At 70.9% G+C, this 19,027-nt stretch carries 15 protein-coding genes and 2 pseudogenes; 9 read left to right on the top strand and 8 right to left on the bottom strand.

The window, feature by feature from the left end; genetic code table 11:
* Positions 1-216 precede the first annotated feature (216 nt).
* Positions 217-681 (top strand): ATP-binding protein, encoded by a 465-nt coding sequence (locus ACFYSH_RS19595; RefSeq protein ID WP_388754002.1) that lies wholly within the window; start codon positions 217-219, stop codon positions 679-681.
* 467 nt (positions 682-1,148) lie between these two features.
* On the opposite strand, the gene ACFYSH_RS19590 is transcribed toward ACFYSH_RS19595, so the two are convergent.
* From ACFYSH_RS19590 to ACFYSH_RS19580, 3 genes and pseudogenes are all read right to left on the bottom strand, one after another.
* Positions 1,149-1,976, bottom strand: a complete 828-nt coding sequence (locus ACFYSH_RS19590) for a cytochrome c oxidase assembly protein (RefSeq protein WP_388753999.1) — start codon at positions 1,974-1,976, stop codon at positions 1,149-1,151.
* 11 nt (positions 1,977-1,987) lie between these two features.
* Positions 1,988-2,551: a DUF2243 domain-containing protein gene (locus ACFYSH_RS19585; RefSeq protein ID WP_388753996.1), complete on the bottom strand. Its 564-nt coding sequence runs from the start codon at positions 2,549-2,551 to the stop codon at positions 1,988-1,990.
* Positions 2,552-2,650: 99 nt separating this feature from the next.
* Positions 2,651-3,093, bottom strand: a pseudogene (locus ACFYSH_RS19580) (sugar nucleotide-binding protein); the annotation flags it as partial.
* Between the two features lie 442 nt (positions 3,094-3,535).
* Between ACFYSH_RS19580 and ACFYSH_RS19575 the strand changes: the two are divergent.
* The 4 genes from ACFYSH_RS19575 (at position 3,536) to ACFYSH_RS19560 (ending at position 6,528) form a co-directional block, all read left to right on the top strand.
* Positions 3,536-3,976 (top strand): MarR family winged helix-turn-helix transcriptional regulator, encoded by a 441-nt coding sequence (locus ACFYSH_RS19575; protein WP_388753993.1) that lies wholly within the window; start codon positions 3,536-3,538, stop codon positions 3,974-3,976.
* An 82-nt stretch (positions 3,977-4,058) separates the two neighbouring features.
* A complete protein-coding gene (locus ACFYSH_RS19570; protein WP_388753990.1) occupies positions 4,059-4,949 on the top strand; it encodes an NmrA/HSCARG family protein in 891 nt (296 codons plus the stop codon).
* A gap of 292 nt (positions 4,950-5,241) precedes the next feature.
* Positions 5,242-5,610: a hypothetical protein gene (locus tag ACFYSH_RS19565; protein ID WP_388753987.1), complete on the top strand. Its 369-nt coding sequence runs from the start codon at positions 5,242-5,244 to the stop codon at positions 5,608-5,610.
* A 288-nt stretch (positions 5,611-5,898) separates the two neighbouring features.
* The gene (locus ACFYSH_RS19560) at positions 5,899-6,528 is read left to right on the top strand and encodes a CAP domain-containing protein (protein ID WP_388753985.1); all 630 of its coding nucleotides are present in this window, start codon (positions 5,899-5,901) and stop codon (positions 6,526-6,528) included.
* Positions 6,529-6,626: 98 nt separating this feature from the next.
* Here ACFYSH_RS19560 and ACFYSH_RS19555 read toward each other — a convergent pair whose 3' ends face one another.
* Positions 6,627-10,154 carry an NACHT domain-containing protein gene (locus ACFYSH_RS19555; RefSeq protein WP_388753983.1) on the bottom strand — a complete coding sequence of 1,176 codons (3,528 nt, stop codon included), beginning with the start codon at positions 10,152-10,154 and terminating at the stop codon, positions 6,627-6,629.
* A 431-nt stretch (positions 10,155-10,585) separates the two neighbouring features.
* On the opposite strand from ACFYSH_RS19555, the gene ACFYSH_RS19550 reads away from it, so the two are divergent.
* Entirely contained in the window at positions 10,586-12,721 is a 2,136-nt protein-coding gene (locus ACFYSH_RS19550) for a hypothetical protein (RefSeq protein ID WP_359464568.1), read from the top strand.
* Between the two features lie 32 nt (positions 12,722-12,753).
* Here the strand turns inward: ACFYSH_RS19550 and ACFYSH_RS19545 are convergent.
* A pseudogene (locus ACFYSH_RS19545) lies at positions 12,754-12,864 on the bottom strand (NADPH:quinone reductase); the annotation flags it as partial.
* Between the two features lie 177 nt (positions 12,865-13,041).
* Between ACFYSH_RS19545 and ACFYSH_RS19540 the strand changes: the two are divergent.
* From ACFYSH_RS19540 to ACFYSH_RS19530, 3 genes are all read left to right on the top strand, one after another.
* Complete coding sequence (locus ACFYSH_RS19540) at positions 13,042-14,802, top strand: hypothetical protein (RefSeq protein WP_388753980.1); 1,761 nt, start codon at positions 13,042-13,044, stop codon at positions 14,800-14,802.
* 71 nt (positions 14,803-14,873) lie between these two features.
* On the top strand, positions 14,874-15,416 hold the full coding sequence (locus ACFYSH_RS19535) for a hypothetical protein (protein ID WP_388753977.1): 543 nt from the start codon (positions 14,874-14,876) through the stop codon (positions 15,414-15,416).
* Complete coding sequence (locus tag ACFYSH_RS19530) at positions 15,413-16,180, top strand: hypothetical protein (protein WP_388753974.1); 768 nt, start codon at positions 15,413-15,415, stop codon at positions 16,178-16,180. Before ACFYSH_RS19535 ends, ACFYSH_RS19530 begins: the two co-directional genes overlap by 4 nt.
* Before the next feature lie 89 nt (positions 16,181-16,269).
* Here ACFYSH_RS19530 and ACFYSH_RS19525 read toward each other — a convergent pair whose 3' ends face one another.
* The 3 genes from ACFYSH_RS19525 to ACFYSH_RS19515 form a co-directional block, all read right to left on the bottom strand.
* Complete coding sequence (locus ACFYSH_RS19525) at positions 16,270-17,112, bottom strand: phosphotransferase (RefSeq protein ID WP_388753971.1); 843 nt, start codon at positions 17,110-17,112, stop codon at positions 16,270-16,272.
* A 69-nt stretch (positions 17,113-17,181) separates the two neighbouring features.
* Positions 17,182-17,787: a response regulator transcription factor gene (locus ACFYSH_RS19520; protein ID WP_359464578.1), complete on the bottom strand. Its 606-nt coding sequence runs from the start codon at positions 17,785-17,787 to the stop codon at positions 17,182-17,184.
* Positions 17,784-19,001: a sensor histidine kinase gene (locus tag ACFYSH_RS19515; RefSeq protein ID WP_388753968.1), complete on the bottom strand. Its 1,218-nt coding sequence runs from the start codon at positions 18,999-19,001 to the stop codon at positions 17,784-17,786. The genes ACFYSH_RS19520 and ACFYSH_RS19515 overlap by 4 nt, the downstream gene beginning before the upstream one ends.
* Positions 19,002-19,027: the final 26 nt, after the last annotated feature.

Raw genomic sequence — 19,027 nt, 5'->3', positions numbered from 1 at the left:
CCCGTTCGCAGGGCCCACCCGTGCCGTACCGTGCGTCGTCCGCGCTGCGCCACCCGCCCGACCCGGCCAATGGTCACGCACCGTGACCCACCCGGTCCAGTGCGTGAGCTGATACAAGCCGATCTGTATCGGTGCCGTGCCTGCCGCAGAGCCGCATGACCCCGCCAGGCTGAGCCCCATGCCAGCCCCTCACCACGAACCCCCGCCCCCGCGCGTGTGTTCGCCCAGCGCTTCTCCGCCACTCGGCGCGGAGCGCGCCTCGCGCGTCTGCTCGCCGCGCTCCAGCTCGTCGAGTGGGGGCACCCCCGCGGGACGGGTGACCACGACGCCGTCACGCTGGTCGTCGCCGAGCTCGCCGCCAACGCCGCGCTGCACGGCCGCGTGTCCGGCCGGGACTTCGCGCTGCTCCTCGCGTACGACGCCTGCCGGAGCCTCATCCGTATCGAGGTGTCCGACACCCACCCCGCGCGGCCGTCCCCTGTCGTGCCGACGCCCGCCGACGACCACGGTCGTGGCCTGGTGCTCGTCGACGCCCTCTCCACCCGCTGGGGCGTACGCGACCGCGTCGGCCCGGGGAAGACGGTGTGGGCGGAGTACGTGATGGCGACGAGCCTCGACACGCCCGCAGACGGACAAGCCGCCCTACGGGCCGGGGCTCGCCGTCGCACCACCCGCATCTGAGCCGAGGTCCCGGCTCACCGCACCGATACCCCGACGCGGGGGACAGCCCCGGGCCGCCCAACACCTTACGGAGAACCGATGTTCCCGGAACACCGACGCCCTTGCCGCGCCCTGGGGGCGGCGAGCGGGCCGGTCCTGGGCGGGCAGGCCTCGTTCATGCCCACCCGACCTCACCAGCCCCCGCCGCCGGCTACTGCCCGACCTGGACGGGGCCGATCCGCAGGAGTACACCCGCTGGCACGCGGCAGGGCGGCCGTCGGTCGAGCGGATGCGCCTGCGTGTCGGGCCGGAGGGGCAACGTCTGACGTGGCCCACGCCCGGCCGGTCGTTGGGGAGTTACGGACAGCAGGCGCCCCGATATGTCCAGGATTGGCTGTCCGTAACTCCCGGATGACCGCAGCCGGGGCGGCGGCGTGGGGATCAGCTGTCGGTGCCTCCGGGGGTCCGGTCTCGCGGCGGCCTCCGTGTCAGGCGACTGCGGGCGCCTCCCCCGGCGCGGTGGTGCGGCGGGCGGCCCGGCGGTGGCGTGGGGCGGGGCGCCAGGTGGACACCAGGGCGGCGGCCAGCAGCAGTTCGGCGATGTCGCCGCCGTAGTACATGATCTCCGCGCCTGCCTGGACCTGGTGGATCGGCGCGTGGATGTCGACCCAGAAGCCGCCGTACATCAGCTGTGAGATCACCGCGTGCCCCGTGATCGCGACGCCGAGGCAGATCAGCCGTGCGCGCACGCTCGGGCGGTGAGGGGCGGGGTCGGGGCCGGCGATGACGTGGGCGAACAGGCATCCGGACAGGAGGAAGTGCGCGTGCAGCAGCCAGTGTGCCGCCGGGCTGTCCGTGGTCGCGTTGTAGAGGGGCGTGAAGTAGAGCACCGCGAGGCTGCCCGTGGACAGTGCCGGTGCGACCAGGGGGTGGACGAGCACGCGCGCGGGTGGGCTGCGCAGCGACGCGGCCAGCTGCCGCGCCCGGGTCGCGGGCAGGGAGCGCAGCAGGAGGGTGACAGGGGCGGCCAGGACGAGCGCGAGCGGCGCGTACATGCCGATGAGCATGTGCTGGGCCATGTGGCCACGGAAGTCCTCATGTGCGTACGGCGCCAAGGGCGGCACCAGTGCCGCTCCCAGAAGTGCTGTTCCTGCCAGGAAGCTGCTGGTCCGCCATCGGCTCCAGCCCAGGGCCGGGTTGCGGCGGCGTGCACGGCGGACGAGCAGCAGGTAGGCACCGGCGGCGGCCGGCAGCAGGAGCGCGGGCAGCAGCGTCTCCAGGGTGCTGCCGCCCGCCGCGTGCCCGTGTGCGGGCATGGGGTGGTCCATCAGGTGCGCCGGCCCTCATGGTGACCGGAGTGGGCGCCGGGGTCGAAGGGCCGTCCGCTGCGCTGGAGCAGGAAGCCGACGGCGACCAGCAGGGCGCCCAGGGCGAGGAAGCCGATGTCCCACCAGACCTGGTCGTCTCCGGCGTGGACGTGGTGGATGCCCAGGATGTGGTGGTCCAGGACTCCTTCGACGACGTTGAACAGGCCCCAGCCGACGAGCATCCAGCCCCACAGCACCGGGGATGTCCACACCCGCAGCCGGTGGTGGGTGACCCGCGCGTACAGGAGGGCGAGTCCGAGCAGGACCGAGAGCCAGCACACGGTGTGAAAGATGCCGTCCCACACGGTGTTCATCTCCAGGCCGGTGACGGTGTGGGGGCTGTAGTACTTCACCCCGATGTGGTCCTGGTCGGTGCTGGTGAGCATGTGGTGCCACTGGAGCAGCTGGTGCAGCAGGATGCCGTCGACGAACCCTCCCATCCCCACCCCGAGGACGATGCCCGGCAACTGGATTCCGCTGGGCTGTGAGAGTCCGTCCCGTGCCTCGCCCGCCGTGGTGGCCATCGCTCGTCTCCGCTCCTGCTTCCGGGCTCCGCTGGCAGATGCCTCGGTCACAGGCTCCCGTCTCCGTGGCGCTCATGCGCGCGCGTGCCCCCATCCGGCTCAGTCGCGTGAAGGCTGCCCGTCCCGGGTGAGGAACTCGTCGGCCCCGCGCAGAGTGGTGCGCAGTGCGCGCCGGGTCGCGCTGCTGTCGGGGCGGACGTCGAGGCCCCCGGGTTGCGCGCTGTCCGCCCGCAGGCCCGTGGGCAGTCGGGCTTCGTCGAGCCCGTCGCGTCGGGCGATGAGGACGCCCAGGGCGTGACGGCTCATGGCATCGCGTCCGCCGAGATGGTGGATGCCGCTCGCGTCTCCCGACGCGAGTTCCATGAGGGCTGCGGCCAAGTCGGTCACGTGCACCGGGCAACGGATGTCGTCCGTGAACAGGACACCGGGACGGGCCCCGGAAGCGATTTCGTGCACCACCCGTTCGTGTGCGGACTTCCCGTCGCCGATGATCAGCGAGGTGCGGGCGACCACAGCGCCGGATGTACGAGAAGGATCCCCGTCCGCGATCCGCTGGTTGGGTGATGTCCGTGGGCGCGTCCTTTCAGCTTGTGTATGTGCCGGTGGACCATGAGACTCAACGGGCTCGGATCGCGCATCGCCAGTCGACCACCCCTGATCAGATCTTCGCGATGAGCGAGACGGACCTCGTGCACCGGAGGACGCTGTTCGAGGAGCCCGATGTCGCGGAACTCGAGGGCCGTGAGGTGGGAAGTCCGCCTCCTGGGTGGTCAGACTGGTTGGAGTGGGCTACCGATCAGTGGCCGTCACCCGCGTGATCGTCCGGCTGACCTTGGTGCCGGTACTGGGTGCGGGAACCTGAGGTCAGCCGTGGGCGCACGTGGATGGTTCGACGACCTGGCCGTGCCAGGGGCGCCGGGGCGTGGTCTGCCTGGCCCGCGACAAGTAGGCTGATCGTTCGTCATCGGAGGGGGAAGGCCCGGCGTGGACTATGGCGACAAGCTCTTCTGGCTCTCGGTCGTGATTCAACGCAAGTACGCGCAGGTCTGCGCCGAGTTCGACCTGACCCCCTCGCAGGCCACGCTGCTCTGCGCAGTCAGGAACGAGCCGCGGCAGATGGCCGACCTCGCCGCGTCGTTGGGTATGACCAAGAACGCATTGAGCCAGCTGGTCGATCGCACCGCGCGGCGCGAGTTGGTCGGCCGGGCAAGCTCGGCGCAGGACCGACGGGTCGTCATGCTCAGTGCGACGCCCACGGGGAAGGTGCTCGCCGAGGCCATTTACGCCGAGGTCGCCAAGCGCCTGCCCGAGATCGCGAGGGACCTCGACGCCGATGACCAGCGCGACTTCGAGCGCGTGGCCACCGCCATCGTGGACACCTCGGACCTCTCTTCGCCCACCTCGAACCGACCCATCACACCGTGAGGTCCCGCTACACCCACACCTTGACGAAGTTCATGCCGTGAACTAATTTCGTTCATGCCATGAACTTACTGATGGGGAAGCGATGAGCACACAGACGACCGGCACGATCGCAGTCTTCGGTGCGACGGGGCAACAGGGCGGGGCGGTGGTCGACGCGCTGCTGGACCACAAGGCGCGGGTGCGGGCTTTGGTCCGCAACCCGCAGTCCGACCGGGCTCAGGCGCTGGCCGCCCGCGGCGTCGAGCTGGCGGCCATCCGGGCCGACGACCCGGCGTCGCTGGCCGCCGCGCTGGCGACGGTCAGGGGGTTCTACTTCATGACCCCGGAGGCGAACAGCCTCGAAGAGGTCGAGACGGAGATCCGCATCGGTACCGCGCTCGTCGACGCGGCGGTCGAGGCGGGCGTCCCGCACGTCGTGTTCAACTCGGTCTTCGGAGCGGACCGGGAGTCGGGTGTGCCGCACCACGACTCGAAGCACTGGATCGAGGAGCACCTGCGGAAGTCCGGCCGCAGGGCCACGATGGTTCGCGCGACCGCCTTCATGGAGAACTTCGCGAGCGTGATGGCACCGAGCCTGGAGCATGGGGAGATCGTGCTGAGGCTGCCGCTGCCGGAGGACGTCGCCCTGAAGATGATCTCGGTCAGGGACATCGGCCGGGTCGCCGCCGCGCTCCTTCTCGACACCGCGGAGGCGCCCGGCGGGGCCGTCGAGCTCGTCGGCGACGAGCTGACGGGCCCCCAGATCGCCGCGGTGTTCGGCGCGCGCGCCGGGCTCCCGGCACGGTACGAGGCCCTCCCGTTGAGCGTGCTTCCCAACGACCTCGACAAGGCGATGTTCCGCCAGTTCGCGGAGGCGACGGAACACCCTTCGGACCTCGCGGTGGTGCGCTCGATCGAGCCGGCCACCCTGGACCTGGTCGAGTGGATCCGAGCCACCGGCTGGACCGCGCCCACAAGCGTGGCTGGTTCCTGAGCCTCCGGCCGCGATGAACGCCCCGCGATCGTGCCCACGGTCTCGGCGCTCTGGGCACGGCAACGCATCCGCCAACAGTTGAAGGTGCTGCGCCGGTTGTCGCGAAGCATGCCCTGGACGGCCTTGAGGACGCGTCCGCGTTTGTCGGCGCCGGCCCGCTGACGTGCGGCTTCGAGGATCTCTGCAGGCGTCCTGGAGAGCTTCGCGCGTCCGGAGCGCGAGTTGGAGATCGTGCACTGCGACGAGCGCGTCCTGAAGCTTCGTCCACATCACCCTGACGTGAAGGCACTACGTGGCCTTCACACCTCTGTCGAGCCACACCGCGCGGGTGTCGGCCGGCGACGGCACGCTGTCAATGAGCCGGCCCGAAGGCGGCAAGGAGCACTGCGGGCTCGTGCCGGCCGACACCGGTGGATTCCAGAACGCCGCCAGCGAGGCGTTCGACAGCGTCCTGGAGGGCGAGTACGTCAACCGCCACGCCTTCCGCGCCCGCGCAGTGGCCCGGATCAGGGCCGCCACCTGGATCCCGGCTTCCACCACACCTGCCGACTGCACAGCGTGTGCGGGTTCGAGAGCCCGGGCGACTACGAGAACGACCACCGGGCCGGGCTCACCATGGGTCTGGCTGCAAGGGGATCGACATCTGAGTGACCGCGGCTGAAGGGGAAGCGCGTGGCGGCCGCTGTGGTGGTGTACGGCCACTTGGTGGACCGGTGGGTACCGGCGGCCTCGGACAACGGACCAGGGTATCGAGGCATTCGCCGGTGTGCCGCCCGGATGGCGACCTCGTGGGGGTGGGTGTAAGGCTTGAAAGGTCAGCGCAAGCCGGATAACGGCACGGCCGTGAATTCTGTCCGGCACCTGCTGTCCCAGCGCTGGCGTCCCCGGCCTGTCCACCTCGCTCACGGCGCACGGTCGGCAAGCTGCGCCAAGGGAAAGGCACCCCTCCATGGGAAATCACACCGCACGAACGAAGTTCGCTGCTCTCGCCGCAGCGGTGGTCTGCTCGGCACCTCTGGTCCTGATCGCCACGCCGGCGGCAGCCGCTCAGCCTGAGTGTGGCGATGCTTCGACCACCTCCGCCATCGACCGGGCCCCCTCCGAGGGTTCCCACGGTGATGACCCCTTCTCCAGGGCGCTCATATGCCTGATCAACGATGAACGGGCGAAGCGAGGCCTGCCCACGCTCTCCCAGGACCCTGCGCTTACCGCGGCGGCGACGTTGCACGCGCGCCAGGCAACATCCCAGCAGTGGTGGGGGCCAGGCAATAACCCGCACAACAACCCAACGACCGGCTCGACGCCGGAGAGCCGCATCAAAGGCGCCGGCTACTGCCCGAATCCGAGATCGTGGGCGTTCAGTGAGATCACGTACACCGGCTGGGGCGGAGGGGGCACCCCGAGGGCTGCCGTCAACTGGTGGATGAACATCAGCAAGGCTGGGCACCGTGAAGCCATCCTCAATGCGTCGATGACGGCGTTGGGCACAGGGGTTCAGGGGGGAGCGGCGGCCCCCGCCGGCAGAGGCTTCACCGACGCAGGCACCTACGTCGTGACCTTCGGGCGCTGCCAGCGGTAACTCTGGTCGGAAGCTTGCCGGCCAGCACGTCGGCGTGAAACCTTCCCGCACCGGTGGCGGGACCTGTCCCCGGGTGGTCAACGGCCCCCACCGTTGGTTCAGCGGGAGGGGGTCCGTGACCGGGCCGCCATGTTCTCCCAGAAATCCCGGAGTTCGGCTGCCGTCATGCCCTGCCACGGCGCTCTCTTGCGGCGCAGCCAGGACAGTGGGTTCAAGGTGCGGTACCCATGCAGCAGCGCCTGCTGCTGCCGGCAGAAGGTCTCCGGCAGCTCGGCTCGCGGTTGCTTGCCCATGGCGGGGTAGGGGCACAACTGGAAGGGACAGTCCCGCAGGCAGGTGCTCCCTGGTGGCGCGTCCTCGGCGACGCCCACCGTCCGTCTCGGCCGGAGCGGGTGGCGGTCCTTGGTGAGGCACGGCGGCAGCACGGACCGGTCCGCGCGCTCCAGGCGCTCCTCCAGTTTGGCCGGCGGCCCGTTCCACTCGGTGAGGTTGATCAGGAGGCAGGCGTCAGCGAGGAGCTGCTGGGCGCGAGGGTGCAGGGTGCTCCACCCCACCGAAGGCGGTATCCAGAGGATGTGCTTGCGGTAGGCATCGGGATCTGCCGAGGAGGAGCCGATGTGGTTCATGGCGGCGATCTCGTCGATCCAGATGAAACGCTCGGGGTGTCGGCTCTCCAGGGCGAGGACCGCGAGGTTGGCCGCCTCGGCGACGAACGGGTGCAGCCGGTCCCCTTTGCTGGTCCGGTCCCCCGGGTGCAGCGCGGCGGGATCCTGCTTGCTGCCGGCCAGCGCGAGCCAGCGTTCCACCGCCTGTACGGGGGCGGCTCTCCTCACCGATGGGAGGGCGAACCGGGCCTCGTCCGGGTCGGCATGAGGTTCCGCCGCGTCCAGGGCTCGGCGGCCGTACCGCCCGCCCGGTGGGGGCTCGCCGGTGACGTCCGGCAGCTCCCACAGACACAACGCATGGATGAGTGTCATCTGGGAGTACCAGCAGCGCGCGTGGCTGAGCATGTGTTCCGCCTGCGCGACGAGGAAGTCCCTGACCTTGTCGTTGGACTGCGGATGGCGCCGCCTGCGGTTCGCCGCGCACTTGAAGCCCTGCGCAAGGGCGATCTCGAGGGAGCGGGGCAGCGCTGCCTGCCGTGCCGCCGCGCTGTTCGGCTCCAGATGACGCAGCCAGAGGCCGAGCCGCTCCTTCGCCTGCTCACGGTGCTTGTCGCTGACCGAACCCACCATCATGGGCACCAGCCAGGCCCGCATCGTGAACCGGCGCCAGATCTCGCTACGGCACGTCCTGCTCGCCTCCGTGTACCGGTCGTACCGCGCCCACGTCTCGTCGTTGTCGGGCCGCAGACTGAGGAAGATCTCCCGGGTCCGCTGATCCGTCTCGGCCTGTTCGCGGCATGCCGTCTCGTACTGCACTGCGGGGTCGTTCGCCTCGTCGTCCCCGTTCCTGGGCAGCGGGAACATGGTGCGCAGCACATCGAAGGCCCGGTCGCCTCCCACCCCTATCTCCTGCGCGGCGGCGATCCGCAGCGGGTACGAGGTCTCGGTCACGGCGATTTTGAAGAGCCATTCGTAGGCGGGAACCCGGCCCCTCGTGGGGGAGTCCCTCCTGCCCTGTGCCGCGTCGATCGCCCGTAGCACATCGCCGAACCGCCGTATCAGCACCTGCTTGGTGTCTTCCAGTGTCCTGCGGTCGCTCCCCCTGATCTGATCCCACCTCTCGTACAGCACCTGGGCGATGTGCTGATGCTGCGGCGCTCCGGTCACCAGGTCGATTTCGAGGGCGGCCCCGAACATGTCGAGCGCCTTGGCGTCCTTGCGCTCTTGCGCAGTGTCGAGGAGCAGTTGGACGACTTTCAGCCGTGCGTCCTCGGTGGAATCCGTTCCCCGGGGTTCCCGGGAGCTCAGGACGAGGGCGATGAGGAGTTCGCGCCCGGGGCCCGGCTCTTCGAGCGCTGCGGCCACCGGCTCGTACGAGGCGACGTCGAGGTATCCGGCCCCGAGGTACGCCTGTACAAGGCTGTGCGGGAAGCGGACCATTTCACCGCGGATCTCCACCAGGCCGAGCTGCTCTGCCTGGGTGGCGCACAGCGACAGGAAATCGCGCCGACGCCTGGCGTTGTTGTCGGTGGGCGACAACGCGTCGACCCTCTTGGCGATCCGCTTCCGGATGTGCAGGGCTCCGGAATTCGCGTCATCGGTGCGCGTGCTGTGCGATGCGTTCACCTCGCTGGGAGCGGCGCCGCCCTCGTCCGGTTCGAACAGCTCGTTGATCCTGACTTCCAACTGGTCCCGGAGCAGCCCGATCCCCGCCAGTGCGGAGATTGTTTCGAGAATGTCGCGGCGCTCCTCGTAGGGCAGCGCCACTTCCTCGTGGATGCGCCCTTCGACCAGGGCCTTCCGCCACGTCGCGAGCAGCCGCCATTGCAGATCCACCCGGTCACCGTTGCGGGTGTCCACCAGTTTTGCCCAGTCCTTGGCCCCGGTCAGATGCTCGAACAGGTGGTGGTCCTGCAACTGGTGGGCGATCTGCAGATACAGCGGCGACTCGGAGACCGCCGCTGTTTCGACGATCCAGTCCATGCGGTGCTTGTCGACCTCCGAGCGGCCCCGCTCCAGGTACTCCAGCGCGGCTTCCTCGCTGAGCGGCTCCAGCTCGATGACCGCAGCCGGGGTGTGCTCCAGAGGCGCGTGCGGACGGGTGGCGATCACCAAGGGGAGCTTCTGTTGCTCCGCTTGTCGGATCGCGTGCCGGATGAGGAGGTCCCGCTCCTTCTGCCTGCCGTCCTCGGCGAACATCTCCTCGAGGCCGTCGGCGATGACGACGGCCCGGTCGTCCAGGCACAGTTGCCGCCATACCCGTTCGCTCTGCCTTCCGGACAGCGCGCCCCGGTCCACCGCTTCGCAGAAGCGCTTCATTCCCACCTCACGGAAGTCCAGCCGGGAGGTGCCCAGGTCGACGTCCCGTAGCCGGACGGGCACCGGCACCGCGCCTTTCTCGGCCAGCATCTGGGTGAGCTGTACGAGTACCGAGGTCTTCCCGGTGCCCACGCCGCCGACGAGCAGGTACGGGCGCCTGGTCCGCCGGTCGCGCAGCGCCCGTGCAATGACCAGGCACATCTCCTTGCGGCCGACCACGTCCGTGAGTGTGGGACCGGCCGTGGGCACGATGCTGCTCGGGTGTTTCTTGGCCATCCGGGTCAGCGGTCTGCGCACCGAGACGTACTGGTACAGGAGGAAGGCCAGAGTCGCCAACCCGAGGCTCAGGAACGGTGTCAGGAACCCGTAGGTCACCGTGCAGCCCGAACCCGAGTCCTTGCACCAGCCCTCGACCGGGGACGTCTCACGGGTGACGAGCGCCCAGACCGCTGTTCCCACCCAGCCCCCCAGAGCCAGAACGGCCAGCCAGGAGAGGCGCTGCAGGAACGCCATCAGCGACCATTTCATCCACCACCGTCGCGAGGGGGCGACCTTGCTGCGGGCGGCCGACCGGACCAGCAGTTTCCGTAGCACCCCTTCGGCGGCGTCGACCACGCGGGTGACGTAGCGCCTCGGCCGGACCAGGAGCGGGGAACTCCGTGGCACGACCTTGCCCGGGGGATGCCTGATCACGTAGTTCATGTCGTATCAGTGCTGGTTGCGCTGCCTTCCTGATGGTCAGTCGGCTGCTCTACCGGGAAGCGGGTCCACCATCCGGTTCTGTGCCCGCAGTTCCCGTATTCCATCGTGGGTCAGTATGTGGCCGGTGTCGAATCGTGGAGTCGGCGTCCGGCGAACGGCGAGTTCGGCCTGGTTCAGGGCCCCGTGCTGGTCGACAGGGCGTCACGGCCCGGCGCAGTGCGCGAATGTTCGTGAGGTCACCATCACGTCGCCCTGTTCTCGGTGTGTTCCCCCGCCCCCACGCCCCGTCCCGGCGTCCGGGACGGCAGGGTTTGCCGTCCCGTTCCACGGCTGCGGGGTGCGGGGCCGGGCGGTAGATTGAAGAACGGGTACGGCGTCGTGCTTCCACTGGCTACAGGCGCATCGGTCCTCCCGACAAGGAGCCGGACATCATGGCCAAGTCCGTCCGCCTCGGCATCATTCGGGTCCGGCACGACACCACCGTGCCCGTCATCCCCGAGGCTGCCTGCATCGCAACGCTCATGACCGGTGACCACGCCCTGCTGCCGTTCTGGGAGAACACCACTCGGGGGCACCTCGACTTCGTCGACTCGCCGATGTTCCCGTGGGTCGACGCGACGATCGGGGCCGACACCTCCCGAACCGCCCAGGCCCGCGCTGCTGTCGACGCGCTGCGTGCCCGGTTCCCCGACCCCCCGGAGTGGCCCGGACTCAACGGCCTGATCGTCATCACCCACCCGGGACAACGGACCGTGCCGAACCCCCTGGCGGGGCAGCCGGGACAGCCTGCCACGATCACGCAGGGCTTCGACGCCGGTGCGACCGCTGTCGACGGGTTGCCGGTCGCCGTGCTCCCGGTGATGTCGAGTGACCTCACCTTCATGTGCCACGAGGTCGGCCACGTCCTCGGCCTCGACCACACCTTCGGGCTCGACAACAACGGTACCGACTGGGATCCGGCCGACGCCACCGTCATCGTCGGTCAGGAGTACGGCTCTCCCTACGACCTCATGTCATCGGCCACCTTCGCCGGCCGCTTCCTCGGCACGGAGCCGTTCTACTCCGGCCAGCCGACCTTCACCGGGCCGACAGTCACCGACTGGCCGTACGCCGGGGCCTTCACCATGGGCCCGCACCTCGCGCGCGCGAACCTGCACCTGTTCATGCCGGACGCGCTGACCGGCCGGGTGGTCGAGGCGTCCTTCCCGCAACCGGGCCTACCGGTCACCGCACGCCTCGTGCCGGCGTCCGCGTCGAACGGCAGATGCCTGCTCGTGCTGCACCCGCCCGGCGAGCCGGCCAACGGGGTGGGCCGGGTCTACGTCGAGTACCGCGTTCCGGCGGGCTGGGACACCGGCATGGACCCACTGGGACCCAGCCTTTCGCGGGAAGGGGTGGTCGTCCACTCGGTCGTCGACATCGCCGGCAAGGGGCCGCGCGCGTGGTACCGGGGATCGGTACCGACGGCGTCGCCGGACACCGATGTCGCCGTCGCGACGACACCGCTCGTCGTACGTACCGTCACAGTCGATCCCGAGCGGCAGTGGGTGGATCTGTCGATCACGGCGGGCGCGGCGAAGGCGGCCGAGATCGTCCGGGAACTCCAGACCGACGACGTGGTCGGCCCCGTCGGTGACGTCCACGAGACCATGACGCCGTGCGGCGACACTGTCCGTCGGGGAACCTTCGCCACCGCCACGACCGCCCGCTTCGGTGTGCGCAGCTCCGGCCTCGGCGGCAGCGGCGAGCCCGTCGACCCGCAGCCCACGATCGCCTGGACCGTCGGAGGCGTGCCGCTGGGCGCGCCGAGCGGGAACGTCAGCGTTACCGTGGACGGGGCGGCGTTCACGCTCGACTACACGATCGATCCGGTCGTGTTCGAGCTCACGCTCACCTCCCGGGGCGGGGAACGCTACGAGACGCCCGCAGTGGTGACGGTCAGTGGGGACGGGACGACGGCGTCCGCCACCGCCACGTTCACGGCGCAGGGGTGGACCGAGGGAATCCATCCCGACGATGTGCAGAAGTTCGGTGACTGCCTGCGCCGGATCACGGAGCGGTACCGGCGGATGCCCGCGCCGTTCCGCAGGCCGACGCCCGAGCCGCCGTGGAGCGGCCTGGCTACGCGTCGGTTGAACGAACAGGCCTGGCTGAGGAAGGCGTTCCGGCTGATCGCCCAGCCACCGGACCTCGACGCCACCGGCCGCAGCGAGCTGATTCGGCTCCTCCAGGTGCAGGCACCGCCTACCGCTTTCATCGACGCGCTGGGGGAGGCGGACATCGATTACAGCGTGTCGGAGGCGGACCTCACCGAATGGCTCCGGAACCCCGAGTTCACCCCTTACCCGGCGCTCGCCCAGTGGTTGCTGCTGAGGTTGGAGAACGCGCGGTTGAAGCGTCCGGTGTTCTTGGACGTCATCGCGTTCAACTACGAGAACTCGCCGGGGAAACCGTCGCCGCGTCTGTGGGAGGACGTGGACACGAACATCGTGGAGGCGGCCGTGGTGGAGGGGTGGAACGTCCGGTACGGCGAGGCCGTGTCGGAGTTCGCCGAACTGTTGGCGTGATGATGGTGTCGGGTACGACGGGACGGAGTGCCGCGGTCCAGTACGGGGGTCGCGCCGAGGCGGCGCAGCCGTTCGCCACGCTCGGCCGAGGACGTGGTGACCGCCACGGCGGACGCGCCGCCGCGAGCGGCGAGTTGTACCGCGCGGCGGTGCCGGGCTGCGGAGTCATCGCGTCCCCGGCCCGTTTTATCACGAACCCACCCACCGGGTGCACAGTGTGACACCGGTATGGCGCAATGTAGTCGACTGCTCTAGAGTCTGGCGCCTCACAGCAATCGATTCGCCGCGACTCGTGGCTACACAGAGGGATCGGGGCCACCTTGACGGTTCCTGCTCAGCCGAATCCACACCCCGGTCCGCAGCCGTCCGGCGGCCGGTACTCCCATACCGGGACCACCCGCCTGCTCTGCGCGGGACCGTATCTCCAGGCACGTTTCCGGCGCCGTGTCGTGGAGGAGCTGGTCGAGCACGACGGGAGGGCGGTGGCGCCGTCGGCCGGGGTCGATGTGGTCCCCGTGCTGGCGCACGCCTTGCGGGCCCGCAGGCTCGAGTTACAGGCCGGTGGCTTGATCGCGCTCCTGTGGACGCTGTTCTGGCTGGCCGACCTGTACGGGGACGGCTTCGGCTGGATGACCTCCTGGAGCCTGGCCGACGCGTACGACCAGAGCTACACGGAACGGCGCTTCTTCCTCCCGACCGATCTGTTCGAGGACGGCGACTACGTCCGGCGCTATCCGGGCGCCGGTGTCTGGGCCCTGAACTACGCGATCGTCTGCGGCCTTCTGTGGCTGGTCAGGAACGTGTCGGGGCGCGGCACCAGCGTGTACTCCCTGGACGGTCTGCTGCCGGCGAGTGACGGCTGGGCCCGGCTCCTGCCTTTCGGGCCCCGGCTCCTGCTGGCCCTGTACTGGGCAGCCGCGCTCGCCGCCGTGTGGAACACCTCCGCGAACTGGATGGCCGTGGTCTTCCCGCTGCTGCTGGTGCTTCCCGTGTGGAGGCACCGCAGCGCGGTGGAGGCGGTGATGTGCGACCGTCTCAGCGCTGGGGAGTTCGAGCGGCGGCCCCGGGAGGAACTGACCGAACCGGAGTGGCTGCGGGATCTCGGTCAGGCCATCGACAGGGAGCAGGACTCGGGACTCGTCCTGTACGAACCCGCCCGGCCCTTCGTCGGATCCGGGCGCCCCCTGGAGCCCTGGTCCCTCGTGATGGACCTGCGCCGCAAGCCGGAAGCGGACGCGGAGCCGCTCACCGCGGCCGGGGTGCTGAACTGCGTACGGGAGCGGCTGGCGGACCTCGGCCGGCTTCCGGAGCCCCCGTCGGGGCTCGACCGCCTCAGGGAGGTGGAGCTCGACGAGCTGGTCTATCTGCCGTCCGGTCCACCGAGGCACGAGGTCGATCACGGGGCCGACGCCACGGCGATGCACCGGCTCACCTCGGTCGGTGAGGGCGGCGAGGCCCGGCGGCACTTCCTGCGGGTCCGGGTCAGCGCGTGGGAGCACCAGGTGGTGGTCTCCGTGCTGATCCGGGTGCACACCCAGGGCGAGCTGCTGGTGCTGGAGGTCGTTCCGCACGTACTGGACCCGCTGAAGCCGGAGTTCGGGCTCGTCGACGCCATCGTCGAGCGGGGCCGCGCCTACCCGGCGATCGCGGCGGCCCGGGCCCTCGTGACCGCTCCGGCCGCCGGCGTGGCGGCGGCCTTCTCCGCCGCGCGTTCGCTGGACAGCGCGGTCCGCTGGTCCCCGCGCCGCGCCGGGTACGCGGAAACGCGGGAAGCCTCCGCCGAGGGCGCCGCGGCGTCCGTACGCGAACTGGCGTCCGTGCGTGGCGAGTCACCGCTCCAGCAGATGGACGTCAGCCGCTATCTGCGGACGATCCAGGAGCGCATCGGCACGGGGGCGCTCCAGGCGCTGAGCGAGAAGGGCCATGACACCGGGCAGTTGGAGCAGCAGATCGTCCAGGTGAGCAACGGTGGCGTCTTCATCGGGACGATGAGCGGCGGTGCGGTGGCGACGGGCCGGGGTGCCAGGGCGCGGGCCGACGGAGCGCTGCAGCAGGTGCTGGGCCGCCGCGACGGCGGGTGACGGTCCGGCGGCACGCGCCTGTCGAGCCGTGGGGACTGTGGAAGACCGAACGAGAGAGCGGGGTGCGGGACATGGCTGGGCGTAACGAAGCACAGCGGGCGGACCGGGAGCCGGGCGACGGCGAGGAGCCGACGGGTGCGGAGCCGGCGGGGACGGAGCCGGCGGGTGGCATCGTCGTCGGCGAGTTCGACGGTGGGGCCGTCGCGGCCGGGTCGCGGGCGGAGGCCGAGGACGCCGGCCGGCGGATCGGCCGGCCGCGTGGTGCGGACCTGCTGCCGCCGCCGGTGGTGGCGCCGGTCCCGGGCGGTATCGCCATCGGCCGGATGACGGGCGGCGCCGCGGCCTCGGGCCCTGACGCGAGGTCCACCGACCGGTCGGAGCGGTTCATCGAGGCGACGCCTCAACTGGTCGACGCGCTGCGGCTGTTGCGCGGCACGGAGGGTGAGCTCCGCACCGAGGCGGCGGAGGCCGAGCGGGAGGTCCAGGCCACCGGCGGGGTGGAGGGAGGCAGGCTGCGGCGCCTTGCGGCGCTGGCGGGCCGCGCGGCCGGGTCCGTGGGCGGGCAGACGGCTGCCGGGGTGGCCGCCGGGGTGATCACGGGAATGCTGCCATGACGGGGTGGGACACCGGGGGGCAGCGGTGGCAGCCGTCCTCGGCTCCGGACACCGGGCGGCCGCAGGCCACGGAACGGGCTCTGCGGATCGCGGCCGTCGCGCTCGCGGTGGCGGTGGTGGGCACGGTCGCCTTCGGGGGCGGGCGGCTGCTGTTCCGCGAGGACGAGGCGCACGGGGTGGAGGCGTCCGCGGAGGCCACCCCTGGGGCGACGGACGCCACCGGCACGGCCGCCGGCGCCGACGGGACCGAGGAGACCGGCACCGGGAGCGAGACCCCCACCGCCGAGGCACCTCCGCCCGGCTTCGTGGCACAGGAGGACGTGCAGGGCTTCGGCGTACAGGTCAGGGAGGGCTGGCAGCGCCGGGAGGACCCGCGCCTGGAGGGCACCGTCGTCTTCTACGAGACGAACGGCGGGGAGGGCCTCCTGCAGATCTACCAGATCTCCGAGCCGGGCTACACGCCGTACGACGCCCTGGAGGAGACGGACCGGCTGGTGGGGAAGGCCGACGGTTACCAGCGGCTGCGGCTGGACGAGCTGGACCCCGCCGACGGATCGCAGGCGGCTGAGCTGGAGTACCTCGTGCCGCGCGACGACGGGACGGTCCGGCAGTCACTGCTCAGGGCGTTCGTCGCCGAGGACGGGGTGCGCTGGGTGATCCTCGTCGCCGGTCCCGAGGACGAGTGGGACGCCACGTACGCGGAGGCGGCCTCGGTGGCGGCCGCCTCGTTCTGCCCGCAGGGCTACTGCCCCGCCGCGCCCTGAGCCGGTGCGGCGTCCGCCGGCCCCGGTGCGGCGGCTCGCTCGCCGCCGCGGCGGGGCCGGCGTCCGAGGACAGCCGCCCTGGTGTGCCTTCAGCCCGGTCCGCAGCGGTCGAGAGCGGCACGAAGCTCGTCGAGACCCGCCACTCTCCGGTGGGCCCGGTCGGGCATCTGGTCGTCCCGGCGCCAGCGCCAGGCCGAGAACAGCGCCCAGTTCAGGGCGCGGCACCGGTGGATCAGCCCGTGGTCAGCGCCCTCGTAGTGCTCCCCCACCGCTTCGGGCGCATGGGCGAGATCGAACTCGACCGGCCCGCGGCAGCAGGTGGCGAGGTCCACGAAGAGCGGACCGCGCCGCGTGTTCAGGACGTTGCCCGGATGGGGTTCGCCGTGCAACAGCTGGTCACCGGCGTTCTCGGTGCTGAGCGCGGCGCCCAGTCCCTCGAGTGTGTCGCCGAGGAGCCTCCGGTCGGACTCGGGCAGATCGGGGGACCGCTTCCGGTCGTTCACCACTCCGAGGGCCACGGCGACCCGATCGGTGACGTGGGGGGCGTTCAGGTCGATCCGACGCAGGGCGGCATGGTGCCGCAGGAACACGTCCGCGTAGTCGGCCGGCGTGATCTCCGCCCGCGCGGGTTCGTAGTAGGTCCAGAGCGAGACGGCGAAGGAGTCACGGGAGAAGACGCGCGGTCCGGCCCGGGGATCGAGCTCGGCCACCGGAGCGTCCACCTCGGCGAGACGGCGGGCGACCTCCACCTCGAACGCGGAGTCGGCCAGGTGCCCGAGAGGTGCGACCCGCGCCAGGACACCGCACGGGTCCAGGCGCAGCGCGACGCGGTCCGAGTCGTGGATGACGACCACGTCGTCGACCTGAAGACCCAGCCCGGAAGCGGTGGCCCGTCCTGCCTCCACCGCGCGGCGAAGTTCCGACCGTCGCATACCGTCCTCCTCGTCGATGCCTACGGACGCGCGTCCAGGCCGGCAGCGACGGCCACGGGGAGCGGCGTCTCAGAGCCAGCCGTGCTCCCGAGCGATGCGGGCCGCCACATGGCGGTTCTCCGCGCCCAGCTTCATCGCCGCCGCCGAGAGGTAGTTACGGACCGTACCGCTGGACAGCGAGGCGCGGGCGGCGATGTCCGCGACCGGGGCGCCGTCCTCGGCGTACGACAGGAGTTCCGCCTCCCGGGGCGTCAGGGGTGACTCGCCCGCCGCGATGGCGTCGGCGGCGAGTTCCTGGTCGACGTAACGGCCGCCGGTGTGGACGGTGCGGATGATCTGCGCCAGGTCGTGCGCGGACACCGTCTTCGGTACGAAGCCGCGTACGCCGACGCTCAGCGCCCGTTTCAGGGCGCCTGCCTGTGCGTGGCTGGTGACGATCATCGCGGCGCACCCGGGCACGGCGTCCCGCAGGCGCGCGGCCACCGCCACGCCGTCGAGACCGGGCATCTGGAGGTCGAGTACGGCGACGTCGGGGCGGTGCGCCGTGGCCATGGCCACGGCTTCGTCGCCGGTCGCGGCCTGGGCGACGACCCTGATGTCGTCCTCCAGGGCCAGGAGGGAGGCGAGCGCACCCCGGATGAGGTGCTCGTCGTCCGCCAGCAGGACCGTGATCATTCGCCATCCTCCCAGGGGACGCGTGCGGTGAGGCGGAAGAAGCCGCCGGGGTCGTGCTCGGTGGCCAGGGTGCCGTTCAGTCCGGCCAGGCGTTCCTTCAGTCCGGCCAGGCCCGTGCCGGTGCCGGGTTCCGCGTCGGACACCCCGTCATTCTCCATCACCAGCAGGGCCTCGGACGGGCCGGCGGTGCGCAGTGACATCGTGGAGCGGGACGCGCCCGGCGCGTGGCGGAGCACGTTCGTCGTCCCTTCGCGCACCACCCAGCCGAGGGCCGACTGCACGTCGGTGGGCAGGCGGGACGCGGGTCCGTACTCGATGCGGCAGTCGATGCCCGCGGCCTCCAGGACGGAGCGTGCGCCGGCGAGTTCGGTGTGCAGGTCGGCGGTGCGGTAGCCGCGGACCACCGACCGGATCTCCCGCTGCGACTCCCGCGCGATGCGCTGCACCTCCACCATGTGCTCGACCGCCTCGGGCCGGCCGCGCCGGGCCAGCTGAGCCGCGAGCTCGCTCTTCAGTGCCACGACCGCGAGGTTGCGGCCCAGGACGTCGTGCAGGTCACGGCCGAAGCGCAGCCGTTCCTCGGCGACCGCCAGGCGGGCCTGCGTCTCGCGTGCGGCAGCCAGTTGCTCGATCAGCAGGACACTCCAGCCGGAGGCCCGGGACGCGACGGCCATGAACGGCACCATGACGACGCTGCCCCCGAGGGCGAGACCCAGGGGTGGTCCCGTCAGTCCCGCCGCGACGGGCCCGGCCAGGCAGGCGACCGTGACGGCGGCCAGGAAGACCATGCCCACGCGGGGCGGCAGCGCCAGCATGGGCGGGCCTGCGAAGAACATCAGCAGCCACACCGTGAAGGAGGTCAGATCGGCGTCGTCGATACGGCCGGACGACAGCAGGACGCACCCCAGGGCCGCCATGGCCAAGGTCACCGTCGTGAACGCCACCGTGAGCCCGACGGGCCGGGGGCCGACGGCGAGGTAGTGGCTCAGCGCGGCACGCCAGAGCAGGAACTGGAGGACGGCGTGCACCGAGCCCAGGACGGCCACGGACGCCAGGGTGAGCGCGTCTGCGCCCGACTGCGCCACCCAGACGGCCCACAGACCCACCTCACTGACGGCGAGGAAGCCGACGCTGCCCAGGGCGTAACGGCGGTAGCGGTCGGGGCCGTCCTGGCCACCGAGCCGTTCCACCCAGTCCTCCACGCTCGTGCTCATGCTCATGTTCCTCAACATCTTCAACT

The organism is Streptomyces sp. NPDC005791 (assembly GCF_042871485.1).
GTDB lineage: Bacteria > Actinomycetota > Actinomycetes > Streptomycetales > Streptomycetaceae > Streptomyces.
This window is presented reverse-complemented; position numbering and strand designations above follow the sequence as displayed.